We start from the raw sequence: 26,150 nt of genomic DNA, 5'->3' as shown, positions 1-26,150 counted from the left end.
TGATAAAGTACTTCGTTTTAACCTCTATGAATTTTGCCACGAATACACGAATTCACTAATTTATATTAAAACAAAAATGACAATCTATGTCACAAATGAAAACAGACCTATGGTCTGTTCCAATATTCTATAGACTGAAAGTCTATCACAAACTAAGATTCGTGTATTCGTGGCAAAAATTTATTTGCTTTTGTTTTTGTCATGTAATTTATCATTTTGTTTAAATTTTATTTCAAGACCTTTAATCCGCTGATAATTATAATTAATTTCGCAACATGATAAAAAGCTTTCAGATACGGATCAATCTTCAGCAAGAAAGACAAACAGATGGTTTGTTAAAAAAAGCGGCTCATGATTTGGGCGTAAAAACGTCTGAAATTTCTGGAATAAAAGTTTTAAGGAAATCAATTGATGCACGTAAGCAAACTATAATGTTTAATTACAAAGTTGAAGTTTATATCAATGAACCCATACCTGAAACTTCAGAATATCATTTTGATTATAAAGATGTGTCAAACGGTAAGCCGATTCATATCATAGGATTTGGGCCTGCTGGTATGTATGCCGCTTTACGTTGTATTGAATTGGGTTTTAAACCGATTGTTCTAGAACGCGGTAAAAATGTAAAAGACCGACGACGAGATTTAAAAGCGATCAATCAAGACCATATTGTTAACGAAGATTCCAACTATTGTTTTGGCGAAGGAGGTGCTGGAACGTATTCTGATGGTAAGCTTTACACCCGAAGTTTAAAACGAGGTGATGTTAGACGGATTTTTGAGAATTTGGTTTTCCACGGCGCCACAGACCAGATTTTAGTCGATGCGCATCCACATATTGGCACTAATAAATTACCAAAAGTCGTTCAGAATATTAGGGAAACCATTTTGAAATATGGTGGTGAAGTTCATTTTGAAACTCGTGTTACAGATTTTACTATTAAGAATAATAAAATTGTTGCCATTCAGCTTCAAGATGAAAATGAACTCGATGTTGAAAAAGTAATTTTGGCCACAGGGCATTCCGCAAGAGATGTATTCTATTTATTGAATGATAAAAAGATTAAGCTCGAAGCCAAGTCTTTTGCGATGGGAGTTCGAGTAGAACATCCTCAAGACATAATCGATGGGATTCAATACCATTGTGAGGGTGAGCCACGAGATGAATTATTACCAGCAGCATCCTATAGTTTAGTTGAGCAAATCAATAACAGAGGAGTGTATTCCTTTTGTATGTGTCCTGGCGGGTTTATAGTGCCTGCGGCAACCGCAAATGGAGAAGTGGTTGTAAATGGCATGTCGCCATCCAAACGAAATAATAAATTCGCTAATTCTGGAATTGTTACTGAAATCAATGCCGAAAAAGATTTATATAAATATGAACATTTTGGTGCCTTAAAAGCTTTAGAATATCAAAAAGACTTAGAACGCTTAGCTTTTACTTCTGGAGGAAGGCGTCAATCTGCACCAGCACAACGTTTGACGGATTTTGTTGAAGGTAAATTGTCCTCAAGTTTAAATGACACGTCATATCAACCCGGTTTAAAATCGGCTCCGTTACATTCCTTATTACCTAAAATAATTGGAGCACCGCTAAGAAAAGGGTTTAAGGCTTTTGGCGAAAAAATGAAAGGGTATTACACCGAGGAAGCTAATATCATAGGTGTAGAATCTCGAACATCTTCGCCTGTAAATATTCCGAGAACAGAAACTTTAGAGCATCCTGAAATCACTAACTTATTTCCTTGTGGTGAAGGCGGTGGCTATGCTGGTGGCATTGTTTCTGCGGCTATGGATGGAGAGCGTTGTGCTGAGGCGGCTTGTTCTTAGCGTTTTCAGTCGCAGTCCCCTTTGTCCTTCGGACATTTCCCTTAAGGGGAAAAGTAAGCAGTTGGCATTACAGCGTGTAAAGTAAGTAGTGCTAAAAAATAGCATAAAAATATGACCGAAAAAGAAAAAATGATTGCTGGCGAGTTATATTTAGCTTCAGATCCGCAATTATTAAAAGAGCGACAAGAAGCGCAACTTTTATTTCAGAAGTTTAATTCATTATCTGAATTAGATAAAGGTGAACGCCATAAATTAATAAATAATCTCATTGGTAAACTTGGAGAGGGTTCTATAATTGAACCTCTTTTTTTCTGCGATTATGGTTATAATATCATCGTCGGTAAAAATTGTTATATCAATTACGGTTGTTGCATTTTAGACGACACATTGGTATCTATTGGCGACAATTGTATGTTTGGGCCCAATGTTCAAATTTATACGGCCACACACCCTTTAGAATATAAAGCAAGGAATAGCGGAAAGGAGTTTTCAAAACCTATTTCAATTGGAAATAACGTTTGGGTTGGAGGCAATGCAACGCTATGTCCTGGCGTATCACTAGGCAACAATGTCGTGGTTGGTGCTGGAGCAGTGGTTACAAAAGACTTTCCTGATGATGTTTTAATCGCTGGAAATCTTGCGAAAATCATCAAAACGATAAATAATTAATTGTTATTTTTGCATCATAAAACTAAACCATAAATGAACGCATATATATTTCCAGGTCAAGGTGCTCAATTCTCAGGAATGGGATTAGACCTTTACGAAAATTCGCCTTTAGCACAAGAGCTATTTGAAAAAGCCAACGACATTTTAGGCTTTCCTATTACTGACATTATGTTTGAAGGTTCTGCTGAAGATTTAAAAGAAACGAAGGTGACGCAACCTGCTATCTTTTTACATTCGGTAATTTTAGCAAAAACACTTGGAGAAAGTTTTAAACCCGATATGGTTGCAGGACATTCCCTTGGAGAATTCTCTGCATTAGTAGCTGCTGGTGCCTTAACTTTTGAAGATGGTCTTAAACTAGTATCACAACGCGCACAAGCCATGCAAAAAGCTTGTGAACTGCAACCGAGTACTATGGCTGCGGTTTTAGGCTTAGCTGATGATATTGTCGAGAAAGTATGCAGTACAACTGAAGGTGTTGTGGTTGCAGCCAATTATAACTGTCCTGGTCAATTAGTAATTTCAGGAGAAGTTGAGGCTATCAATAAAGCCTGTGAATCTTTAAAAGATGCTGGTGCCAGACGCGCTTTGGTATTGCCTGTTGGAGGCGCATTTCACTCACCATTAATGGAACCTGCGCGCGAGGAATTAGCTGCTGCTATTGAAAATACAACATTTAGTAAACCAAATTGTCCGATATACCAGAACGTTACAGCTTCTGCAATTACAGATGAAAATGAAATTAAAGCCAATTTAATTTCACAACTAACTGCTCCTGTACGCTGGACACAATCCGTGCAACAAATGGTTGCTGACGGTGCATCTCATTTTACCGAAGTTGGACCTGGAAATGTTTTACAAGGTTTAGTTAAGAAAATACATAGAGACGCAGAAACAGCTTCAGCCACTTTTGAAACTAACGCCTAAATCTTACCTGATTTGAATAGAAATCTATTTATCACGCTACTTATCATATTTAACATTGCTATTGATCAAATTTCTAAAGTAATCGTTAGATCTACTATGGTTAAAGGCGGAAAAGGACAAATTAATGTTATAAAAGACTATTTCCAATTAATATGGGTGGAGAATAAAGGTGCATTCTTAGGTATGGGAAGTGATATGAATCCGACCTTGAGATTAATATTTTTGTTAATATTACCGACCATTGTTTTAGGCTATGTGATTTACTACATCATAAAAAACAAAGAATTAGATCGTTTAAGCCTTGTTGCATTTTGCTGCATCGTAGGAGGAGGTATAGCCAATGTATTTGACCGTATTGTTTTTGGACAAGTTACCGATTTCTTTTTTATAGACTTAGGAGGCGTATTTAGAACAGGTATCTTTAATGTTGCTGACCTTTCAGTAACCACAGGAATGGTAATGTTATTATTCAGTGGACTATTTAACAACAAGAAATCTAAAGAAGTAGTACAGGAATCTTAACGTGCCAATTGGCAATCTTCGCAATCTTTAACTTCGCCGTAATAGGTTTCTCTATACTTGTGAAGTGTTTTATATGGAAAACTTAAAAATTGCTTTTTGATATAGGTGACATTTGTTTGCAATGCACCCATTTTTTTAGTAAAACGCCCTTCAGTTTTAGTCTCTCTTTTAATACTAATCAATTTCATAATAGTCAATTATCATTCCATACAAAAAAACAAAGAATGGTGACCAAACCCAAAATATCCACGTTAAAACCTAGTTAACTCGTTTTAGTATTATCATATTGAAAATCAAAACTTAAAAATTTTAACATATTCGCAACATTTTCGCTAATAGTTAAATATACAATAATTGAATATTCGCTAAATTTTCATTATTTTTTATAGATAACACCATCTTTCATTACAAAAGTGACATTTTCCATGGTAGAAATTGAAGCCGTTGGGTCGTCCTTTACGGCTATAATATCAGCAATAAACTCAGGTTTAATTTGCCCAATTTTGTCTTCCATTTTCAATAGCATAGCATTGGTAATAGTTGCACTTTGAATAGCTTCCATTTCGGGCATCCCAGCTTCAACCATGTAACCAAATTCCTTTCCATTGTCGCCATGATAGAAAACCGCAGCATCAGTTCCAAAGGCAATTCCAACACCTGCTTTATAAGCTCTGCCAAACATTCCTTGAATTTTAGGACCAATATCCAACGCTTTAGGTACTATGATTTCCGGATAATAACCTGAAACCTTTGCTTTGTCGGAAACAAACTTTCCAGCGGTTATAGTTGGCACTAAATAGACATCGTGTTTTTTCATTAACTCCATGGTTTCGGCACTCATTAAAGTACCATGCTCAATAGTTTTTACGCCTCCTAAAATAGCACGTTGCATTCCTTCATCACCATGGGCATGGGCAGCGACATGAAAATCGTAATCTTTTGCTGTTTCGCAAATAGCTTTTATTTCTTCGACTGTAAATTGCGGGTTTTGTCCACTTTTTGCGACACTCAAAACACCTCCTGTTGCAGTGATTTTAATTAAATCTGCTCCATTTTTATAGCGTTGTCTTACTGCTTTTTTCGCATCCTCTACGCCATTGACCACACCTTCCTTTGGACCAGGATTCCCCATAATACTTCTTTTAGACCCATTGGTTGGGTCTGCGTGTCCTCCTGTTGTTGCTAGTGCTTTTTCAGCAGTAAATATTCTTGGACCTTCAATTGTGCCAGCATTAATAGCATTTCTCAAAGCCACATTAACTCCAGAACCTCCCAAATCCCTAACGGTTGTAAAGCCACTCATTAAAGTGATTTTGGCATATTTTACCGAATTAAAGGCAACATCAGCATCGTTTAGTGTGTATTTATTGAGATAAGATTTCGGACTGGTTTCGCCTTCAATATGTACATGCATATCTATTAAACCTGGCATTACGGTTTTAGACTTTAGATCAACAGTAATGTCTTCCGTATTGGTTGGGTTGATATAACCGTTGTCAAGCGAAATAATTCTATTGCCAGAGACCACGATGGTTTTCTCTTTTAAAACTTTGCCCGATTTGGTGTCAATTAATTTTCCGCAATGTAGATACGTATTTTGTGCTGTTAGTGTTATGGCACATAGCATTACTAAAATTCTGAGTAAAGTTTTCACGGATATTTTATTTAGTTATTTAGTTCTAATTTTCTGCTCCCATTTCCAAGCAGAATCCATGGCATCATCTAAGGTCAATTCCGTTTTCCAGCCTAACACATTATTCGCTTTTGAAGTTTCCGCATAAGCTGCAGTGATATCGCCTTCTCTTCTATCCACAATTTTGTAATTCAAAGCTTTTCCCGAAACGCGTTCAAAGGATTGAATGGCTTCCAAGACCGTACTTCCTGTCCCTGTTCCGAGATTAAAAAATTCAAAATTAGAATCATTTTTGCCTGATACCAAACGCTGTAAAGCGACAACATGCGCTTTTGCTAAATCCACCACGTGAATATAATCTCTAACACATGTTCCATCTGATGTTGGATAATCTCCGCCAAAAACAGACAGTTGCTCTCGCATACCAATTCCAGTTTGTGTAATGAAAGGCACTAAATTTTGAGGCACTCCAATGGGCAACTCTCCTATTTCTGTTGAAGGATGAGCTCCGATTGGATTAAAATATCGTAGGGCAATAGCTCTAACATCGCCATTAACCCTACAGGTATCCCTAATGATTTCTTCACCAATCTGCTTGGTATTTCCATAAGGTGATTCTGCAGGTTTTACAGGCGCATTTTCGGTTATTGGTAACTCATCGGCTTGTCCATAAACGGTACAAGAGGAACTGAAAATAAAATTCTTTTTGTTCAAACCCCTTAATTCCTGCAGCAAATACACCAATGTTGTGATGTTGTTTTCATAATACATCAATGGTTCTGCAACGCTTTCACCAACGGCTTTACTCGCTGCAAAATGGATGACTCCCACAATATCATTATGGCGCTTAAAAAAATCTTGAACGTCCTGTTTCACCCTTAAATCCAACTTTTCAAAATGAGGCTTTTTATTTGTGATGGCGGTGATACCGTCTAAAACCTCTATTGAAGAATTAGACAGATTATCTATAATTACGACTTCAAAGCCTTCGTTTTGTAATTCTACAACGGTATGCGACCCAATAAAGCCTAAACCTCCCGTAACCAATATTTTCATTTAGATTATTTATTTGAATTTATAAAATTTAAAACCGTAGAAGTGATAAAATCAATTTGCTCATCATCAAGTTCTGTATGCATTGGTAAAGAAATTACAGAATTCACCAATTCATTTGTAACCGTAAAATCAGCTTCATTGTAGCGGTCATCCGAATACGCTTTTTGTCTGTGCAATGGAATTGGATAATACACGCCACAAGGCACATTTTTTTCTTGTAAATGCGACACCAATGCATCACGATCGACATCTTTTAAGTTTAAAGTATATTGATGAAATACGTGACAATCGCATGTATCGCAAATACCTTGGCAAACATCTCTACCTGATGGAATAGTAATATTCGGGTGATTCTTAAACGCTTCATTATATTTTCTTGCAGTATGTCTTCTAGCAGCATTGTACTGATCTAAATGTGGTAATTTTGCATCTAATACGGCTGCTTGAATAGAATCCAATCGTGAATTTACGCCCACAACATCATGATGGTAACGCTCGTACATCCCATGATTTACAATCCCTCTAATTTTATGGGCCAAGTCATCATCGTTAGTAAAAATAGCACCTCCATCGCCATAACAACCTAAGTTTTTAGACGGAAAAAAAGAAGTCGAAGCGACATGACCTATGACGCCTGCTTTAGTTTTACTGCCGTCTTTATGTGTATAATTGGCTCCAATAGCTTGCGCATTATCTTCAATAACAAACAAATCGTGCGCTTTTGCCAATGCCATAATCTCGTCCATTTCTGCCGGTAAACCAAATAAATGAACGGGTACTATCGCTTTAGTTTTAGGCGTAAGCGCTTTTTTTATGGCCTCAACATCGATGTTGAAGGTTACAGGATCGACATCTACTAAAACAGGCGTTAATTGCAGCAAAGCTATGACCTCAACAGTGGCCGCAAATGTAAAATCTGCCGTAATGACTTCATCTCCAGGTTTTAAGTCTAAACCCATCATAGCGATTTGCAAAGCATCTGTTCCATTGGCACATGGAATTACATTTCTAACCCCTAAATAATCTTCAAGATTTTTTTGAAATTGATGCACTTTAGGTCCATTAATAAATGCTGCATTTTCCATCACTTCTGCAATTGAAGGATCTACAACATCTTTTATTTTTGCGTATTGACTCTGTAGGTCAACCATTTGAATTTTTTTCATCGTAATGCCCATTAAAATGGGAATCTATTTAATTAAACTTTCAACTGTAGCGAAAATACGAAATTGTAATGGCTAGGACAATACAATTAATTGAAAGAACTGTATTTTAGCACAAATCTTTGTTTTTGAAAGGACTCTATTCCATAGGAATTTACATCGCCAGTTTTGTTATAAAAATTGTGGCTTTATTCAATTCTAAATTGAAGCAAGGCGTCGTAGGCAGAAAAAACACTTTTTCAAAACTTGAAAATACCATTAATCCAAATGATAAAACCTTTTGGTTCCATTGCGCGTCTTTGGGCGAATATGAGCAAGGCTTACCTGTTTTTGAAGCCTTAAAAATTAAGCATCCTGAACATAAAGTGGTGCTTTCCTTTTTTTCACCTTCTGGTTATGAGGTTCGGAAAAACGCGAAAATCGCCGATGTTGTAGTTTACCTTCCTTTGGATACATCATCAAATGCCAAACAGTTTCTAGATCTTGTGAATCCAGATTATATTCTGTTTGTGAAATATGAAATTTGGCCAAATTTTTTACATGAAATAAAAAAACGTGATTTAAAAGCGATTTTGATTTCGGCCGTTTTTAGAAAAGACCAAGCTTTTTTTAATTGGTATGGAAGCTATGCAAAGTCGGCTTTGTTTGGCTTCAATCATATTTTTACACAAGATGACAACTCTAAAAATTTACTTGAAAGCGTCAATTACAATTCGGTTTCCGTTTCGGGTGACACACGATTTGATCGGGTTTCAAATCAATTAAAAATTGATAATTCTGTCTCTTTTATTGAAAAATTTAAAGACCAAAAGTTATGTGTGGTCTTCGGAAGCACTTGGCCAGAGGATGATAAATTATATCTTGATTTTATTAATACCAATTCAAATCCTGATGTAAAATTTGTGATTGCACCACACAACATAAAATCGAATTATGTGACTTCGCTTAAATCGCAATTGAACGAAAAAACTATTTGTTATTCGGAATTAACTAGAAATGAAAACTTATCAACTTATAAGGTGTTTATCTTGGACACCATTGGTTATTTAAGTAAAGTTTATAGTTATGCTGATATTGCTTATGTTGGTGGCGCAGCTGGTTCAACTGGATTGCATAATATATTAGAACCTGCCGTTTTTGGTGTTCCGATTTTGATTGGAAAAAACTATGGAAAATTTCCTGAAGCTAAGTCGCTTATTGAATTAGGTGGCGTTACTAGTTTGGCGAGTTCATCAGCTGTTAATTCAACTTTACAGGCATTTATTAAAGACGAAGTTTTAAGAAAACAACAAGGCGAGGTAACTAAATCATTTATTGAATCCAATACAGGAGCCGTTCTTAAGATTTTGGATTATATAAAAGTATAGTTTTTTAATTAAAAATGAAGAACCAAGCGTTCCTTAAGTTAAGATGCTATTGTTCGAAACGTTAAATTTATTCTAGGTGTGTTCACTTTTTTGGTGGGTGGCAAACGATGTAGCCAATGAGCTTGTGTTTCTGCTTTCATAACCAATAAACTTCCTCTTTCTAGTAAAACAGAAACATTTTGCTTGGTATCTCTATGTTTAAAGGAAAATTTTCGTTCGGCTCCAAAACTCAAGGAAGCAATGGCTCCATTTTTTTTCAAATCCTTTTCGCCATCACTATGCCAAGACATACCTTCTTCTCCACTATTGTATAAATTGAGTAAACATGAATTAAATGTTTCATCTGATTTTTGTTCTACCAGTTCTTTGAGTTCCAGAAGCTCCTTATTCCAGGGTAAAGCAGATTTTGTAGTTTTCGAATACGTGTAATCAAATGGCTGATCACCATACCAAGCTACTTTTCGTTTTGTGATGATCAGTTTCCCGAAAATGATGGCTTTATCGTTTTCCCAATTGATGTCTTGCAGTAATTTCTCGTAATAATCTTGTGCTCTTTCAATAGACATTATCGGACCATAATAGTTTACTTCGCCATCAAACGGTAAAAGGTTAGATCCTATTTCTGAATTAAATAAGTCCATTTTTAAAATAATTTCAACATTACTTTTCTATTTCTTAACTAGGCTAAAAACCTGAATCATCATATCACTTTTCAAACGTAAAAAATAGACTCCAGTACTCAATGAAGACATATTGATTGTATTATCCGATTGTAATTTCACAGAAATTGAATTTCCTAAAACATCCATGAGATGAACAGAATTAAACGCTACTTCAGATTCAATCTGAATGCTTTCAACAAATGGATTTGGAAAAAAACGAATTTTCGATAAGCTATTCTCCGTAACAGTTAATGATGAACATTCAGGGTTTATACTTTCAACTGAAGTAAAAACACCGTTATCAATAGACCAATCTCTCCAATCACCACCACTGCCTGTTTCCCAATCGGACAAATCGAAATAATTAACGCCACTTTCTGTTCCTGGAACTTTGTAAACTTTGATAGCTTCTCCATTTCTATCCCAAGTTAAGGGCGAACCTGAAACACAAGTTTCTGGTTGAAAATCTGAGGCACAATTGGCTTGTAAGAAATACGCAAACTCATCATATGCTGGATATTCACCATAAACATAGGCTTTTCCATCTGGCTCAACGCAAACTGCTGTGTATTCATTGCAAGCAATTCCGAACGAACGTGTTGTATTATCTGTTGCTATTCTGGCTAACATAACGCTATGTCTTGCTCTTCTATCTGGATCATCGTAATGTGAATCCGTGATGACATTATTCAAATAGGGAATACTCAAAAAATCATTATAACCAAGCGTCATTCTTGAATGATAAGGGTCGTTTAAAGCCTGTGCATTTGTTACGGTTCCATTTTGTGCTGTAAAATAAGAACCGCCTAAAATTGCTAATCCTGCGCTAGTTCCTCCAATAACGCCTTGTTTAGAATTCACATAATTGTTAAGGGCATCTTCCATGGCAATATCCTTAAAATAACTGACATAGTCGTACTGATCGCCGCCTGCAAACCATATCGCTTCCGCATTGGCCACTTTCTCAAGAACATAAGGATCATTAGCTCCAGCAGAATTATGAATCACAAAAGTGGTTACCGAATTGACCGTTACGCCCAAATCCGTATAGAAATAATCGTTATAACCATCGCTTCCTGATGTTCTAAGAACAACGACATCACCTCCACTGGCTTTATTTAAAAACCAAATCATGGCATCATGCTGTTCTGTAGCTCCACCCATTAAACAAACACCTTGCTGGTGGTCAGTTGAAATATCTGTTGTGCTTCCCGTTTGATATTCTGTATAGTTTTGAGCAAAACAGATTTGCAAACTCAGTAAGCCTAATAAGGTAATTCTTTTCATATTCCTGTTGAACATTTATAATTTTGAATTCACTAATCTATACATTAAAACTGCGGTGATTTTGGCTTGCGTTGCCACAGTATTCAGGTTTCCCGATTCATTAATGGTGTGATCTCCACCACCACCTGTGAGTCCTAAACCGTCTATCGCCATTTCCACATATTCTGAAGTAAATGAAATATCCGCAGCGCCAGCATTTCTAGGGTTTACAGCAGTTACCGCACCAAAACCTAAATCTTCGCTTACCGTATTGTAATAACCTAATAATTTTGTATTGCCTTCTGATAATGATAAAGGTGGATAACCGCCTGATGAAAACGTAAGTTCTGCTTTTGTTTTTGGGTAATTTTCTGAAACAATCTTTTTCATTATCTCCTTTGCCTTAGTCAACTGATTTAATGACACCGCTCTTAAATCACCACGAACAATGGTCTCTTGTGATACGACGTTAGTTTTTCCAATAGCGTGTCCACCAGTTCCATCTTCGTCTGGTTTTAAAGTTGTGCCTCCAATAATAAATCCAGGATTAAAAGTTAAATCATTTTCTTTCGCCAGTTGTAAGTAGAATTCGTTTAATATTCTCGAGGTTTCATAAATGGCGCCTACGCCAATATCTTCAGTAAATATTTGAGAGGAATGTGCAGGATTTCCTGTCACTTTCAATACCCAATCTGTTGAACCTCGTCGAGAAACCACAATCGTTTTTGGATTGTTATCACCATTTTCAAAACCTAAAGCAATATCTGAACGTTTTGCCGCATCAATTAAATCTTTTTTTGATAACTCTAACGGTCTGCCACTTTTTTCTTCATCACCAGTCATTACGATTTCAATGGACATCTCATCTAAAAGTCCTGCGTCGTTTAACGCTTGCATCGCTAAAATAATGATGACATCACCACCTTTCATATCAGCAACGCCAGGCCCTTTCATAATGGAATCATTCTGCATGGTGTATTCCTGTAATGGGCTTCCGAGCTCAAAAACCGTATCCAAATGACCTATCAATAAAAATTTTGGACCTTTTCTTCCCTTTCTTTTGGCAATTAAATGGCCTGCCCTGCCATAAGCTTCACCATTTGTCAATTTGGTTTCAAAACCCAATTTATCGAGCTCTTTTTTAAACAAGCCTCCAACTTCCTGAACACCCTCAAAATTCATGGTACCACTATTGATGTTAACTGATTTTTTGATCAGTTCAATGGCGCTTTCAGAATACTTATCTACGGCTTTTAAAATCTTTCGTTCTGCTTTATCGTTTTGGGAAAAACTCCAACTCGAAAAGCTTACCATCAATACTAGGAATAGATTTTTATACTTGGGTTTAAGGAATATCATTTAATTTAATTTAAAGTTAATCTTGGTAAAGATAATTTCAATATAACAATTAAAAAATGAAATAAATGTATATACATATAGTCCAAACCGCTCTATAAAAACGTATATAGCAGAGATGTGCGACGAATAAATGCATAAATTATGTTAAAATTTCATTGAAATTACTATTTTCGTGCATTAACAAAAATTAACACTAAAACTATTAAAATGAAAAGAGTTGTATTAAGTTTAGCACTTGTTGCTGTAATGGGATTATCATTTACATCCTGTAGAGAGACCGCAGACAAGACAGAAGATGCTATGGAAAATGCTGCTGACGCTTCTGAAGATGCTTTGGAAGAAGCCGGTGATGCAGTTGAAGATGCTGCAGAAAATTTAGAAAATGCAGTTGATGATGCTATGGAAGCATCAGAAGATGCTGTTGAGGATGCAAAGAATGCCACAGGTGATGCTGTTGATAATGCTGTAGATGGCGTTGAAAACGCTGCCAACGATGTGAAAGATGCCGCAAATAATGCTGTTGAGAAAGCGAAAGACGTTGGAAATAACGCTAAGGATGCTGCTGACAAAGCTGTTGACGATGTTAAGAAAGCAGGAAATGATGCAGCTAACAAAGTTAAAGGTTTGTAATAACTAAGATTATAAAATGTAGAAAAAGTCTGATGAAAATCAGGCTTTTTTTTATGCTTAATTTTGAGATTTACTTGACAGACTCACTCAATTTTAGCTCACTAGGCACAACAATCGTCTGCAACTCTAGATCTTCATCCATAATATTATCAATCAATAATTTGGTGGACATTTCACCTATTTTATGTGCTTTTTGGTGAATAATTGAGATTTTAGGACTCGATAATAGTTGTGTATGTTCATAGCCAAAGCCAACTACTGATAAATCTTTAGGAATGTTTTTACCTAATTTTTTCGCCATGTTTATCGCTACAATTCCCGTAAGGTGATCTATGGACAAAATGGCATCTATGGATTTATTTTCCCTTAAATAATTGTATATTTTACTTTCAACTTCGACATCAATTGCATTATCCAATTTTAGAATTTTAGGTTTTAATTTATGATTCTTCAACGCTTTGGAATACCCTTCAATTCTTAGTTTGCCAACGCTCAATTCTTCAATATTACTGACTAATAAAATATTCTTTCTTTTTTCATTTACTATGAGATGCTCTGTAGCTTCATAAACGGACTGAAAATCATCTACAATCACTTTATTACATTCAATATCATTGACTACGCGATCGAACATTAAAACGGGTAGTTTGCTTTTTATGGCAAACTTTATATGGTCGGTTTCTTTTTTTACTTGACTTTCCCTTGCTACTGCCATTATGAAACCGTCAACACTTCCATTAGATAATAACTCTAGGCTTCGTTTTTCTTTATGCAAGGTTTCATTTGAAAGGCAAACAATAATGTCGTAATCACTGTTTGTTGCCGCCATTTCAATTCCATGTAGTACCTCAGCAAAGAATGGATTGGTAACCGTTGGGAGAATAACACCAATCGTTTTAGATTTATTGGTTTTAAGCTGTTGTGCTATTCTATTGGGTTTATAGTTGAGCTTTTCTGCCAACTCATTCACACGTTTTTTAGTATTGTCACTAATCTCATGACTATCGTTTAATGCTTTTGACACTGTCGAAATAGAGAGGTTTAATAGCTTTGATAATTCTTTTAGTGTTGTCATAGTCGTTCTATTTTAAATTCTGAGCTCGTTTAAACTTTTTCAATTCGCAAAAAATTTATACGGAATCAGAATAAAAGGTAGTTTCAAATATACTCTTTTTGAAAATACGTTATTAATTAATTGAATTACTTCAAGATTTATTCTAAAGCGTTTTTTTTTATCTGTAAGTTGCATTTTACAGGTTCCCTTTACGCAAACATATACAAAAAGTTCACCTTTAATATATAAAATTAGGCATCGCTTTAGTTGATGTTCTATTTCATAAAGAAACAACTTGGGTAAGGAAACGGATTTAATCGTTTATTTTAATGTTTATTTCTAATTCAACCACCAATTTACAACATCCTATATTCATTAATAAAAAAAGCGTGTTTAAATATTATAAACACGCTTTTTCATAAAGATTGACTCTTGCTATTAAATTTTATTCTTTAATAAGCTTAACAGTTTTAGAACCATTAGCACCTTCTATTCTTGCGAAATAGATACCAGATTGCATATTTTCAGTGCTAATCTCTATATCATTAGTATTCGGAGTTAAGGTTGAAACACGTTTACCTAAAATATCATAAACTGAAATTGAAGTTATTGTTGTATTACTTTCAATATTCCAATTAGTTTGAGTTGGGTTTGGATATACTTTAAAATTCGTCGAAGCAAATTCTTCTGTGCTTAAGTTGTTATTATGTAAATAAAGATTATCATAATAAACGGTCCCTAAATCTGATGTGATTACAAATTGCACTAAATCACTTCCATCTACACCATTAATTACGTTAAAAGCCGACAATGGTAATTCTATAGAAATCCATGTACCTGGGTTAGTTGCCGGTAGTATATTTGCATTTGTTGCAGAATATTCTAACGCACCAACCTCTCCAGTCCCACCTTGCCAGTCAGAAAATTTAATGTTGAAACTTTTGTCCATAGTATCTGATTCTGTAAAGATATCCATGTGGAAGAAGTCAAAACCACTAGCATCAAATCTTCCAGTCACGAATTCGATGCCTTCACAACCAAGTCCAGAAATTTGCTTTATTGCATCACCTGCAATCATGATCTCAGAAGTCGTTCCTGGACACCATGGTGTATCGTATGTATCAACAGCAATATCAGTATAGGCATCACTAAAAATAGATATTACATTTTGTGGTGTTCTATTAGGTGGAGTTGGTGCAGCAGTAGAAGGTCCTGTAGCAACTATTGATACCGTGTAGGTTTCAGTTGTAGTTCCATCTTCCGCAGTAACAACAACCGTTGCCGTACCTGGAATACCCGTAGCTTGGGTAATAACAGCGGAAGCATTACTATTAGATGTTGTTGCCGTGGTTATTTCTGGCACCACAGTTGTTCCTGAAGCTACTTCATAAGTATAATTAGTGGTAGACGCCCCGAAACCCATTATTGTAGTTCCGTCAATCTGCAAGTCACTTAAAGTAGCATCTGTCAGCGGATCGACTGGGCTTTTCCAGAAGTATAAATTATCAACATAAATACCATCTGTAGTTCCATTACCATTATCAAATTTGAATTGAATAGCTGAATTAGTATCACCTGTAATTCCTGAAACAGGAATATCAACACTTATCCAACTTTCAGCTCCAGTATTGGTAATTGGGTGTGCAATCTCTGCTCCTGAACTTATCACATAAACATTCGGGTTGAATGTTCCATTTACCCAAATGTCGACATGCAAGAATTCCATACCTGAAATATTTTGAGCAGATCCAAATTGCACCCCTTGATAGTTAAAGTTTGGGTATGCCAAAACTAGGTTACCTGTGCCTGGATCGAAACTTGGATTAGCCACTCCAAAGCCAGATTGTCCCCAATTTGGATTGAAATCTGAACCAGCAATATTAGTGTATTCACCACTGAATATAGAAATGACATCACCGGCATTTCTCGCAGGTGGATCAGTTGCGTTATCCGTTGGTGATTGCGAGTAACCCAATGTTATCGCTAAAAGCATAAAAAGAAAAGTAAATTTTTTCATAGTGTTTGTTTTTATATAGTTTATATTAATTTATAGTTTTAAAATCCTAATTAATTAATCACAAAATTGCGTATTTGATAAAATTACACCACTCCTATTAGATATTCAACAAATTTAGCACAACAAAAAACATACAACATGATTATTTTTAGCTGTATCATTATCTCAACTAATAAAACACCTAGAAAATATCTACTTTAAAATATTACATTTTTTTAAATGTATGGTTAATGTAGTGTTAATTTTGGCAATTGTCTAGTTGTTGTAGTAGGTATCAATACTTCAATTTCTCATTTTTATCCCAAAGTCCCCAATATGCTCCAACATCACCTTCATCACCTGTTTTCCAAGATTCATCAAATGATGAGAAATAAAATATTGGAATCTCGTTTTCTTTCGTCCAATTTATAGTGTCTATAAAGTATTTCATTGCAGCTTTATCAGTAGCAATGGCACCTCTAAAACTTCCACCTTCACTAGGCCAGCCTGTTTCGGTAATAATAATTGGTTTACCTTGAGCCGCATCTACAACTTGCCCGTACATGGCCTGCATGTGACCTAAAGCATACTCAATAGGACAACCTTCCCAAAATGGATACAAATTAGCCAATACAACATCGGTATTTTCAACTAACTCAGGGTGACGGGAAAACTCGTAATAGGCATCTACATAACCTATAGGTATGTCTAACCCTTGCAAGGCATCTTTTACGCGTTTTATATAACCCAACAACTCTTCAAGTGTTAAATCATTGCGGTATAAGACTTCATTGCCTACTGCAGCGACATCAACATTCCCAGCCTTAGCGAGGGTTATCAATCCTTCAATTTCTCTTTCATTATCTTCTTTATCATCACTTAGCCAAGCGCCTACTAGAGTTTTTAATCCATGCCTTTTTGCTACAATTGGTACATGCTCGTTACCTTCAATACAAGAAAATGAACGTATAGCTTCAACATGTGGTCTTAATATTTTTACACGACGCTCAACTTGTTCAACACTAATGTCATCACCTGGGTTTTGACCATCTTCATACATACTGAAACATATACCATGAAAACCATCTTCCATCGTTTTATGCCATAGGTTTTTTAACTCTTCTAATCTGAGTTTTGATACATCGATACCTTGTGTCGTAATTTGGCTATAACTTTTATAGTTGTAATAGGATTCTTCTCTGTATGACATTTATGTTATAATTTTATCTAGTTATAGTTCCCCTCTTCTTTCGACGAGGACTTCTTTAATTTCTTTAGCTCTTTTCTCATTTAAGCTGTATTTCCACATTACCAACATGGCCATACCTGCGGTAAACGCTGGCACTGCTATATCAGCCATTCTAAGAGATGTCATAGTTTCAGTGGTTTGTAAAGCTATATTTTGATCGAATCCAACAACTTTTAATATCACACCACTTAAAATGATCGCAATAGCTTGACCAAGTTTAACCATCCACCAATAAATAGCACCGAAGGTTCCTTCTTTTCTTGGCATTCCGTTCTCTAATTCATCTAAATCACATACATCAGCAGTCATACTCATCATTAAGGTAAATAATCCACCCATACCAAATGCAAAAAAGGGAATTGGCAAAAATATAAGCCAAGGAATTCCATTGCTTGCATCAATACTAAACCATGACATACCTGCACTCTCTAAAAATGGATTTAAAAATTCAAATAAGGAAGCTACACCATTAGTCATTGATTGCCCTATAGACGTCTGGTTAAATCTTTCATTTAATTGAATATCGAAACCCCACCATTTTAATATATAACCAAAAATTGACAGTGCTGTGGAAATTAAAAATGCATTTCTTTTACCCCATTTAGTTGCCATTTTAGAAATTATTGGTATTACAATAAATGCCGTAATTATAGCATTTAGGGTATTAAACCATGCTGGCCAAGTACCTGCTTGCTCCCAGCTACCACTATTCATATAAAACACTATTATGAATACAGAAAATGCCGCTACAAGTTGAAAGCCATTAAATACTAAAAAAGTAGCACCGCAAAGCTTCATGAAAGGCTTGTTTTTAGAAACTTGTTTAATCCCTTTAAATAATTCTTGCATGTTAGAAGCAAGCGTTTTAAAATTTATTACTTGTCTATTATCCATGTTTGCCGAGTCAATACCTCTACAAAAAAAAGCAGGCAAAATCCCAAACAAAATGCAAACCCCACCAACAATAACAGCCATAGTTCTTACACCTTGAGCTGGATTATCGAAAGTATTTACATCTGGTATAATAACGTATAACCAAGGTACAATCATCCATGCTATTTGACCCATTGAATTTGCCAAACTCATAAGTCTAGTTCTTTCATTATAGTCTGATGTCATTTCATAGCCTAGTCCTACAAGTGGTGTGGCAAACATAGTATTACCAACAAGGAAAAGTATTTGTAAAATCATTACATACCAAAAATTGTATGTTTGCGATGCATTCTCATCTAGCTGCCACATTAGAATAAAAAGGATACCACTAATAATTGCCCCAGCAAATATATATGGTCTTCTACGTCCGTAACGAGATTTAGTGTTGTCAGATATAAATCCCATTATAGGATCTGTCAATGCATCAAATATTCTAGGTAAACCACCTAAAAGACCAGCCCAAACAGGGTCCATACCAAATGCAGTTAAAATAAACACTTGCAAATAAACACCTAATACTCCAGGCAATAGATTTAGAACAAAATGACCAGCACCAAAAGCAGCTTTTTGTCTATAAGGGACTCTTACTCTTTTTGACGTTTTTACATTTGACATAATTATTTAGTTTTAGTTGGTATCATAATAGTTTGTATGGCTTGTGCGTTTATTTTGACGGTTATAGTTTCATCGTTAAGATTCAAATTGAAATTTTTTGCAACTTTCTCTTCATTGAATAGAACCACAGCTATTGATCCATCAGGATTTTCTGCTGCTGTGACCTGTAATTCGGTATCAGGATTTTCGACTCCTATCACCTCAGCTCCTGGCCGTATATATTTGCTAAAATGTGCCATGGTATAGTACAATGGCGTAAAGTAAACCTCATCATTTTCTGGATCTACAATTACTGGAGCCACGCACCAATTTTCAAACCAATTCGGGCCACCTTGTCTATCGAGTACCATATTCCAATCTACCCAACCGTCTACCCAATTGTTTAGACAGCCAATTATATCTCTTGCATATCTATTTACTGGAGCATATTTAGGATGTAAATGCTTATCCTCCGCTGAGGCCCAATCCCAGCCCCAATCAGTAGCTTCCTTTTTCCAATACCAAGAATCATCTTGCCATTTTGGAATTTCAGAATCTACGCAACCTTCCGTTTCTATTAAGTATTTGTTTGGTGCTTTATTATGCCCGTATTGTAATTCTTCAGGAAAATAGTCGTATGTACTCTCATACCAATGTATGGCTAAACCATCAAAATATTTTGAAGACGCTTCGTCTTTATACATTTCATCCACCCATTCTTGTATGCCTTTTCTATTCTGGTCGTAGCCCAGAATATTCACTTTTCCGTAGCCATCTGCTTCTAATTTTGGCCCTAAATGATTTTGAACAAAATCCGTTTCCTCTTCTGGAGTAAAATGCATGCTTTCCCAGTTATTGCCATTTCCATGTGGCTCGTTAACCGGCGTTAAACCCCATATATCAATACCTTCGGCTTTATAGGCATCGAGATATTTAGAAAAGTAAAGGGCGAACACATCGTAATATTTCGGTAATAATTTTCCACCGACATATGCATTATTGTCCTTCATCCATGGTGGCGCTGTCCATGGCGATGCTATGATTTTAAAACCATCTTCTGAAATTGCATGGGCTTCCAAAATCATTGGAATTAAATCATCACGATCTTCTTCAATTGTGAAGTTTTTTAATTCCATATCACCTGAAACTGGCGCATACGTATAATTGTTTAATGAAAAATCACAAGAAGCAATATGAGTTCTTGTAAGTGAATAACGCGCTCCATCTTTAGCAAAATAAGCTTGAAGAATCGTATCGCGATTTTTTTTACTCAATTTATTAAGCAAATAAGCCGAAGACTCTGTAAAGGAACCACCAAAACCTGTTATGGTTTGAAATTTCTGTTCTGGCAATATTTTGATGACTGCCGAAGAATCTACCTGTGAAAATTCTGTGATTCTTGTCAGTTTATTACCGCTTTGTGAAGTTTCATAAATTTCAACTTCCAATCTTTTACTTTCTTTCTTTTCTGAACTACAACTCATTACTGTTAAAATTAAGAGTGGTAATATGCTATATCTTGACGCTTTCATATCTTAATTTTGCTAATCTTTAGGATAATTAGTGTTTGGTACTAAAACATCTTTCATTAATGCTTCCAAATTACCATTGTACGTTTTAGTAATCGGTTTTCCATCCCTGTTCAATCCATCAAAAACACCCTCGTCTACTAAATTCCAAATTGGATATTTAGCTTCACTTTTCAGATTAATTAACCCAAAATGATTCTCAGAGCCTAAAGGATTCTGTGCATCTTTCCATTGTTCATCAAAAGCTTCAAAATAGAAACATGAAATATTAGCTTTGTTGGTCCACTCACGCATGTGTTTGTGATATAGCCCTTGCTTATATTCGTCTGTGGCTCTAGAACCATTTTTGCCATAATGACCATTGGATATTGAAGCCCAACCGGTTTCACCAATATGAATTGGTTTATTGACACCGATACTTTTCATATAGTTGGAAACACTATCGTATTGCCTTTGGGCAAAATCTAAAGCTCGTAACATGGCTGCATCGACCTTTTCTTTTTTGGATAAATTCTCTTCGTTTTCTGGTACCTTCCAAAAATCTGAATTGTAATGCGATTGATGATAGGGATAGGTATGCATCGAAATATAATCAACAGCTTTAGCTATTTTTTCTAAATCTTCGGTGTGATATATTGGATCTCCTCCTCCCCAAGAAGAAAAATCGTCTGAGCTTGTGATCCATAAATCTTTAGATAATTCGCCAGATGTCTTCAAATCTTGAAGATGGTTCACCCATTTCAAAATAATCCATGGTTCTACATAATAACTGGTTGCCCATTTGACCATAGCTTCATTTCCGACGGCAAGTATTTTTACAATATCAGGAAATCGTTTTGTTAAGTCAACTGCAGTGTTTACCTCAACGGCATTTCTTTCACTTTCAGCATTATGATTTGGTTCACCATTGGAAAAATTGAAGGCGTTTTCACAATCTATCCAAATGCCTAACATCACATACATTTCGAAATCGGCATCTTCACTTTTTAATTCTGTTATGGCTTTCAGCAAATTTTCGGCCTGCGCAAAGTGGACATTATAAGTTCTCAAAACCTTTATCCCCATAGCATTAAGGATTTTCATATCCGCTTTTAACTCTTGAATTGTAGGTTGAACTTCCCTTTGTTTTTCTCGATAACCTCCGTAAGAAATTGCTAAATACTCTGGATTCCCTAATACGTCTTTAGCTGTCACTTCTTTTGTTGTTTGATTTGCAGACATTTTGTTTTTTTTGTTTTCCTTGCACGACATTATCAACATAGAAAACAAAACAACTATAATAATTGATTTTTTACGCATCGTCTTAGGGTTTATTTTAAATACGATTCTTTTATATGTACTCTGATTTCTGATACTCTGCCTGAGCGCTCAAATACCAAATTACTTGTAACTACATCTAAACTTAAGCCATCAAAACGTTTAGACTTGTCATTTTCTAATGTCACTTCAATACCATTTCTTTCCGAAATTTTATATATAATTGGAACTTGGCAATACGTGAAAGCTAATTCGCCTTTAGACAATTCAATATGTTCTATTTTGTCATCAACTGTTATGTACTCGAAGGTTTTGTCCTCTTTTAAAAATTCATTCTTACGCAACATACAGGGATCAAAATAAAGCTTACCATTTTTTACAAAGACACCAAGCTCTCCGAAACGGCTTAAAATATCTTCTTTCACCTGACCTGTCATTCCTGGCTGTTGCGCTCCTTTTCCTCCTGGTGTATGCGAATACGGATCTGTTGGAAAGGCACCATACAATTCTGGCGATTTATGAACTCCTATTCCTTCATTAATTTCGTAATAATGCTCTAACAATCTTCCAACAATCTTATCATCTGCTTGATCATGAATGGCTTTTATACAGCATTCAAAAACTGCAAGTTGCAATTTAGACACCATATGCCAATAAATAGACCCTAAACCTTCATAGCCGTAGAATGTTCCTGATCGCCCTGTAAATGCTTTATGATTAAAAACAGCTTCAAAAGCCTGTAAAACTTTTGATGAATCGGATTCTACGAGCGACTGATATTTCGATTCAGAAAGATTTTTTAAAGCTGCAGAGACATCACTTGCATTTTTAAAATTTCCATTAAAATGGTAGTCTCCATTAACATCCTTTTCAAGGATTTGAGTATTACCGTCTTTTACTAATTCTTGCATTAATTTCGATGAATCTACTGCCTCTTTAGGAATGGTATTTCTATCTAAAAAGCCTTTCAGTTCTTTATTAGGATAAAGTATATAGCTATACTGATCCTCTCTAAATAGTTTACTTTGCTTTAATGCGTCTAATACTTCTAGCGTTTCTTTAGCATTCAAAAATCCCGAACTTAAAACAGCAACTTGGCCTTCTAGCATTTCACTTAAATATGAAATTGAAACTGAATTCTCATTTACCGTTACTAAATTATATGCATGGTATAAATTATCTGAGCGTTTGTTTGCTCTAATAGAATGTTCCAAGAAGGATTTGCTAATACTTACAAAATCTTTCAGCTTAGAAATGGAAAGACTTGATTTTCTTCCTGAAAAAGCATGGTCGTAAATATGAGTTCTATAAGCACTACCAGCTTTTCCTAAGCTATCCAATATTATTCTTTTATCAGTATCATTAATTGATGCTGACAATAAGTTTTTGTTAATTTCAAATGTTTCTAATATTCTATTAAAGAAGTCAAATATTTCATTTGAAATTTCTACCTCATTAATAGTGGTTGACGCTAGTAACTCTTCGAAGAAATCAAAAAATCGTCGCAAATAGTAAAGTGTTACCATTGACACGCCATTACCAACTAAAGCATTGTTTGCGTCATTCCACTCTGGGCGTTGCGTGTTCATCCAAATTCCGCCTTCAGGTATGAAGTTGGAAAGTTTTGCCATTGTCGTTACTAATATTTTTTCTACAAAATTTGCTTTAATAATGAATCTATTTTCATCCCTAAGTAATGCGCCATCTGCTCCTAATTGTTCACGCTCTTCATTAATTTTATGATCTAAAGCGTCATCAAAAACAATAGTGTCTTTAGGATTTTTAAGCAAATCTTGGTATGGCTTTATTTTGTATGGCACATTTGCATAAACAAATAAGTCTTTTTCAAAGAAACTTTCTAATTTACCTGGTTGATGATTTTGAATAAACTCTAAAAATTTTAGCAAATAAATTATTTGATGATCTCCCCAATATCCTATGTAAGACCATGGATCGTCTGGCTCAATAGTTTCCCAATCAAAACCATCTTTTGTTACTCTGTAAGGATTATAGCCATCAAAAGTTGTTGCGTTTAAGAACTTATGAATCATACTTTCTATAAACTCAGGATATGAATGCGCTAAAGCTTCCCAGTTTTGAAAGATATCTCTCCAATTGCCTTCATAGTCTAAAATTTTAGATCCATCTATTTCACTTCTGGTATTAATTGAGAATTTATTCCAAGGTCGACTTGGATCTCCATGACGACGACTAAATTTTAAAGGCATATATTCCAAGCAAAGACGTCTAAAGTTTTTGTCTTCACTGTTGTATGCTATTTTTTGTATGTCCGATAAAGAAAATACCTCTGGAAGTTTCGCTAAAACAGGTTCTGATGTTCTGGCTACTTTCTTATTTGCATTTTCGAGATAATTGCTAAAATCCCATTTTTCAATATTATAATTATCGTCAAAAATCCCACCGCGCATTATATTAAATAATGTATTAGCAAAATGACGTGTATCTCTTAAAGTATCTCCTGTAAGTTGAATTGCATCTGAGGCAGCATTTAATTCGATAAGGTTTACCGTTCCTTTATTTACATCTTCATTAACTTTTTTCGCTAAGGATTTATCTTCCCTTATTTGCTTTGATAATAAAGCGATATCAGAATGGTTTTGATTCACATTTGAAACAAGCATCCATTCCTTAGATGTATTTGAAGACAATTCTATTTCCGTTGAAATAAAATAAGCGCCTTTTTCTGCTTTTACATCTACTTCTTGACTAATACCTTCACCTGACCTAAAGTTATTTAATTGCAAAGAAGACACTAAATATTTGGGATGCTCTAAGCCTAAAGACCATACAACATTTGCTTTTAATGCTTCACTTGCTTCAGCTTTATCTACAAGCGTGGCGCTAAGCGCGTAGATTCCAATCCCAGAAGATTTCTCTAATTCATTACGCTTGTAGGCATCTACTAAATTACTCGATTGATTTTGAATATAGCTACCAATACCAGCAGGTACAATATTTTGAATACCATCTAAAAGTGTTATATAGACAGGCTCTTTTGAAGAATTAATTAACGTTGACGTCTTTACAAAACCATATGTATTACTAGAACTCCATTGATATCTAAATGTTAATTCTAAATCGTGATTGATCTCTTCGAATATAATCTTATTACCGAACCTATTTTTATACAGATTTTGAGTGATTTTAAAGCCTCCTAAAGGCCTAATAGACAATGGTTCCCAAATAATTTTTTGATTGTTTTTACGTACATGGAAAATTGATTTATTCCCAGTAATATCTGCAGACTCGGTAATTTTATCATCTGTATAGTAAGGAAATAAAGCAAATTCAGAATTTTTACGTCCTGCTGATAATCCACCATTACTGGAAATGAACATCCAATGGTTAGAATCACTTACGATACTCATAAAAAATGGACGCATTTTATCGCTATTTCTAATCTTGAAATATGTTTCGTTATCTATAGTTACCTGTTCTAATTTTATGACTCTATCTAATGTTGTATTTTTCAAAAGTATAAGCTTTGTTGATTTTGTGTAATCTGATTTAACAATTTAAAAGACCGAGATAAAACTCTCAGCCTTTTGATAAAATTTTCTAATTAATCCGCTGAATAAACTCTTACATAATCTACCAACATTTCTTGAGGGAACACTGTAGAGGAATTGGGTGATCCTACATAAGACCCTCCTACTGCAACATTCATAATGATATAAAAAGAATCATTAAAAACCCATTCGCCTGGTACATCGTCTGGCGTAATTTGATTATACAATACGTCATCAACATAATAGTTTATATAGTTCTCACCCCATTCTATACCAAAAATATGAAACCCAGTATCGAAACGATCATTCATTAATTCATATGGTTTTGCTATAGCTGTACCTCCAGAGTATCCAGGTCCATGCACCGCTCCACCAATGATAGTAGGTTCTTGACCACGATTTTCCATAATATCAATTTCACCAATTTGAGGCCAAACTTCGGTACCATTATTATCATCTCCTAACATCCAAAATGCTGGCCATAATCCTTGACCCCAAGGCAATTTAATTCTGGCCTCAAAACGCCCATATTGTTGTTCAAATTTACCTTTGGTAAGTAGTCTTGCGGAAGTATAATTAGAACCTTCATAAGATTCTTGACGTACTGTAAATTTAAGTAAACCGTCTTCTACTACAATATTCTCCGAACGATCTGTATAATATTGTAATTCATTATTTCCCCAACCGTTATTACCATTTCCTATATTGTAACCCCAAATTGTAGGATCTGGTGCACCAGGCGAATTAAATTCGTCTGCCATAGTTAAATTAGTAAAATTTGTTACCGTCTGTTTTTCATCTGTTGAGCAACCATACAGCACTAAAAGAGACATTGCTAAAAGGAAACATATTGATAATGATAATTTAGACTTCATTGATATAGATAAGTTCTCTTTTTTTGTTCTTGATTCCATTTTATTTTTAT

21 protein-coding genes are annotated in these 26,150 nt (G+C 35.2%); 6 read left to right on the top strand and 15 right to left on the bottom strand.

The window, feature by feature from the left end; translation table 11 throughout:
• Window positions 1-275 precede the first annotated feature (275 nt).
• The 4 genes from HM990_RS02790 (at window position 276) to lspA (ending at window position 3,947) form a co-directional block, all read left to right on the top strand.
• Entirely contained in the window at window positions 276-1,829 is a 1,554-nt protein-coding gene (locus HM990_RS02790; RefSeq protein ID WP_178987480.1) for an NAD(P)/FAD-dependent oxidoreductase, read from the top strand.
• A gap of 111 nt (window positions 1,830-1,940) precedes the next feature.
• Window positions 1,941-2,498 (top strand): sugar O-acetyltransferase, encoded by a 558-nt coding sequence (locus HM990_RS02785; RefSeq protein ID WP_178987479.1) that lies wholly within the window; start codon window positions 1,941-1,943, stop codon window positions 2,496-2,498.
• A gap of 33 nt (window positions 2,499-2,531) precedes the next feature.
• Window positions 2,532-3,425: an ACP S-malonyltransferase gene (fabD, locus tag HM990_RS02780; protein WP_178987478.1), complete on the top strand. Its 894-nt coding sequence runs from the start codon at window positions 2,532-2,534 to the stop codon at window positions 3,423-3,425.
• Between the two features lie 12 nt (window positions 3,426-3,437).
• The gene (gene lspA / locus HM990_RS02775) at window positions 3,438-3,947 is read left to right on the top strand and encodes a signal peptidase II (protein WP_178987477.1); all 510 of its coding nucleotides are present in this window, start codon (window positions 3,438-3,440) and stop codon (window positions 3,945-3,947) included.
• Here lspA and HM990_RS02770 read toward each other — a convergent pair.
• The 4 genes from HM990_RS02770 to HM990_RS02755 all read right to left on the bottom strand — a co-directional run bounded on the left by HM990_RS02770 (window position 3,944) and on the right by HM990_RS02755 (window position 7,802).
• Complete coding sequence (locus HM990_RS02770) at window positions 3,944-4,135, bottom strand: hypothetical protein (RefSeq protein ID WP_178987476.1); 192 nt, start codon at window positions 4,133-4,135, stop codon at window positions 3,944-3,946. The two genes, lspA and HM990_RS02770, sit on opposite strands and share 4 nt — an antisense overlap.
• 188 nt (window positions 4,136-4,323) lie before the next feature.
• Window positions 4,324-5,601 carry a metal-dependent hydrolase family protein gene (locus HM990_RS02765; RefSeq protein WP_394351741.1) on the bottom strand — a complete coding sequence of 426 codons (1,278 nt, stop codon included), beginning with the start codon at window positions 5,599-5,601 and terminating at the stop codon, window positions 4,324-4,326.
• 15 nt (window positions 5,602-5,616) lie between these two features.
• Window positions 5,617-6,636, bottom strand: a complete 1,020-nt coding sequence (galE, locus tag HM990_RS02760) for a UDP-glucose 4-epimerase GalE (protein WP_178987475.1) — start codon at window positions 6,634-6,636, stop codon at window positions 5,617-5,619.
• Window positions 6,637-6,641: 5 nt separating this feature from the next.
• On the bottom strand, window positions 6,642-7,802 hold the full coding sequence (locus HM990_RS02755) for a DegT/DnrJ/EryC1/StrS family aminotransferase (protein WP_178987474.1): 1,161 nt from the start codon (window positions 7,800-7,802) through the stop codon (window positions 6,642-6,644).
• Window positions 7,803-7,927: 125 nt separating this feature from the next.
• Between HM990_RS02755 and HM990_RS02750 the strand changes: the two genes are divergently transcribed.
• Window positions 7,928-9,166, top strand: a complete 1,239-nt coding sequence (locus HM990_RS02750; RefSeq protein ID WP_178987473.1) for a 3-deoxy-D-manno-octulosonic acid transferase — start codon at window positions 7,928-7,930, stop codon at window positions 9,164-9,166.
• Between the two features lie 38 nt (window positions 9,167-9,204).
• On the opposite strand, the gene HM990_RS02745 is transcribed toward HM990_RS02750, so the two are convergent.
• The 3 genes from HM990_RS02745 to HM990_RS02735 are packed head-to-tail and all read right to left on the bottom strand — an operon-like array spanning window position 9,205 to window position 12,453.
• Window positions 9,205-9,807, bottom strand: a complete 603-nt coding sequence (locus HM990_RS02745; RefSeq protein ID WP_178987472.1) for an alpha-ketoglutarate-dependent dioxygenase AlkB family protein — start codon at window positions 9,805-9,807, stop codon at window positions 9,205-9,207.
• Between the two features lie 27 nt (window positions 9,808-9,834).
• Window positions 9,835-11,115, bottom strand: coding sequence for a T9SS type A sorting domain-containing protein (locus HM990_RS02740; protein WP_178987471.1), 1,281 nt, complete (start codon window positions 11,113-11,115; stop codon window positions 9,835-9,837).
• 15 nt (window positions 11,116-11,130) lie between these two features.
• Window positions 11,131-12,453, bottom strand: a complete 1,323-nt coding sequence (locus tag HM990_RS02735; RefSeq protein WP_178987470.1) for a M20/M25/M40 family metallo-hydrolase — start codon at window positions 12,451-12,453, stop codon at window positions 11,131-11,133.
• Window positions 12,454-12,660: 207 nt separating this feature from the next.
• On the opposite strand from HM990_RS02735, the gene HM990_RS02730 reads away from it, so the two are divergent.
• Window positions 12,661-13,083, top strand: a complete 423-nt coding sequence (locus HM990_RS02730) for a hypothetical protein (protein ID WP_178987469.1) — start codon at window positions 12,661-12,663, stop codon at window positions 13,081-13,083.
• 70 nt (window positions 13,084-13,153) lie between these two features.
• Here the strand turns inward: HM990_RS02730 and HM990_RS02725 are convergent, their stop codons facing one another.
• From HM990_RS02725 to HM990_RS02690, 8 genes are all read right to left on the bottom strand, one after another.
• Entirely contained in the window at window positions 13,154-14,158 is a 1,005-nt protein-coding gene (locus tag HM990_RS02725; RefSeq protein WP_178987468.1) for a LacI family DNA-binding transcriptional regulator, read from the bottom strand.
• 424 nt (window positions 14,159-14,582) lie between these two features.
• Window positions 14,583-16,154, bottom strand: coding sequence for a T9SS type A sorting domain-containing protein (locus HM990_RS02720; RefSeq protein WP_178987467.1), 1,572 nt, complete (start codon window positions 16,152-16,154; stop codon window positions 14,583-14,585).
• A gap of 274 nt (window positions 16,155-16,428) precedes the next feature.
• Window positions 16,429-17,343 (bottom strand): glycoside hydrolase family 17 protein, encoded by a 915-nt coding sequence (locus HM990_RS02715; protein ID WP_178987466.1) that lies wholly within the window; start codon window positions 17,341-17,343, stop codon window positions 16,429-16,431.
• A 21-nt stretch (window positions 17,344-17,364) separates the two neighbouring features.
• Window positions 17,365-18,930: an MFS transporter gene (locus tag HM990_RS02710; protein ID WP_178987465.1), complete on the bottom strand. Its 1,566-nt coding sequence runs from the start codon at window positions 18,928-18,930 to the stop codon at window positions 17,365-17,367.
• A gap of 2 nt (window positions 18,931-18,932) precedes the next feature.
• Window positions 18,933-20,441, bottom strand: a complete 1,509-nt coding sequence (locus tag HM990_RS02705) for a glycoside hydrolase family 30 protein (protein WP_178987464.1) — start codon at window positions 20,439-20,441, stop codon at window positions 18,933-18,935.
• A 12-nt stretch (window positions 20,442-20,453) separates the two neighbouring features.
• Window positions 20,454-21,737: a glycosyl hydrolase family 17 protein gene (locus tag HM990_RS02700; protein WP_178987463.1), complete on the bottom strand. Its 1,284-nt coding sequence runs from the start codon at window positions 21,735-21,737 to the stop codon at window positions 20,454-20,456.
• An 11-nt stretch (window positions 21,738-21,748) separates the two neighbouring features.
• Window positions 21,749-25,195 carry a hypothetical protein gene (locus HM990_RS02695; RefSeq protein WP_178991800.1) on the bottom strand — a complete coding sequence of 1,149 codons (3,447 nt, stop codon included), beginning with the start codon at window positions 25,193-25,195 and terminating at the stop codon, window positions 21,749-21,751.
• A gap of 83 nt (window positions 25,196-25,278) precedes the next feature.
• On the bottom strand, window positions 25,279-26,139 hold the full coding sequence (locus tag HM990_RS02690) for a glycoside hydrolase family 16 protein (protein WP_178987462.1): 861 nt from the start codon (window positions 26,137-26,139) through the stop codon (window positions 25,279-25,281).
• Between the last annotated feature and the right edge of the window lie 11 nt (window positions 26,140-26,150).

It is taken from the genome of Winogradskyella schleiferi (genome assembly GCF_013394655.1).
Lineage (GTDB): Bacteria > Bacteroidota > Bacteroidia > Flavobacteriales > Flavobacteriaceae > Winogradskyella > Winogradskyella schleiferi.
The sequence above is the reverse complement of the archived record's forward strand: the minus strand, read 5'-3'. Positions and strand labels throughout refer to the sequence as shown.

Bases quoted from the DNA above. Each gene is read 5' to 3' on its own strand.
- HM990_RS02735 (WP_178987470.1), bottom strand. From the start codon at position 12,453: ATGATATTCCTTAAACCCAAGTATAAAAATCTATTCCTAGTATTGATG.
- HM990_RS02730 (WP_178987469.1), top strand. From the start codon at position 12,661: ATGAAAAGAGTTGTATTAAGTTTAGCACTTGTTGCTGTAATGGGATTA.
- HM990_RS02715 (WP_178987466.1), bottom strand. From the start codon at position 17,343: ATGTCATACAGAGAAGAATCCTATTACAACTATAAAAGTTATAGCCAA.
- HM990_RS02790 (WP_178987480.1), top strand. From the start codon at position 276: ATGATAAAAAGCTTTCAGATACGGATCAATCTTCAGCAAGAAAGACAA.
- HM990_RS02705 (WP_178987464.1), bottom strand. From the start codon at position 20,441: ATGAAAGCGTCAAGATATAGCATATTACCACTCTTAATTTTAACAGTA.
- HM990_RS02690 (WP_178987462.1), bottom strand. From the start codon at position 26,139: ATGGAATCAAGAACAAAAAAAGAGAACTTATCTATATCAATGAAGTCT.
- HM990_RS02710 (WP_178987465.1), bottom strand. From the start codon at position 18,930: ATGTCAAATGTAAAAACGTCAAAAAGAGTAAGAGTCCCTTATAGACAA.
- HM990_RS02770 (WP_178987476.1), bottom strand. From the start codon at position 4,135: ATGAAATTGATTAGTATTAAAAGAGAGACTAAAACTGAAGGGCGTTTT.
- HM990_RS02725 (WP_178987468.1), bottom strand. From the start codon at position 14,158: ATGACAACACTAAAAGAATTATCAAAGCTATTAAACCTCTCTATTTCG.
- HM990_RS02720 (WP_178987467.1), bottom strand. From the start codon at position 16,154: ATGAAAAAATTTACTTTTCTTTTTATGCTTTTAGCGATAACATTGGGT.
- fabD (WP_178987478.1), top strand. From the start codon at position 2,532: ATGAACGCATATATATTTCCAGGTCAAGGTGCTCAATTCTCAGGAATG.
- galE (WP_178987475.1), bottom strand. From the start codon at position 6,636: ATGAAAATATTGGTTACGGGAGGTTTAGGCTTTATTGGGTCGCATACC.
- HM990_RS02745 (WP_178987472.1), bottom strand. From the start codon at position 9,807: ATGGACTTATTTAATTCAGAAATAGGATCTAACCTTTTACCGTTTGAT.
- HM990_RS02755 (WP_178987474.1), bottom strand. From the start codon at position 7,802: ATGAAAAAAATTCAAATGGTTGACCTACAGAGTCAATACGCAAAAATA.
- HM990_RS02700 (WP_178987463.1), bottom strand. From the start codon at position 21,737: ATGCGTAAAAAATCAATTATTATAGTTGTTTTGTTTTCTATGTTGATA.
- HM990_RS02785 (WP_178987479.1), top strand. From the start codon at position 1,941: ATGACCGAAAAAGAAAAAATGATTGCTGGCGAGTTATATTTAGCTTCA.
- HM990_RS02740 (WP_178987471.1), bottom strand. From the start codon at position 11,115: ATGAAAAGAATTACCTTATTAGGCTTACTGAGTTTGCAAATCTGTTTT.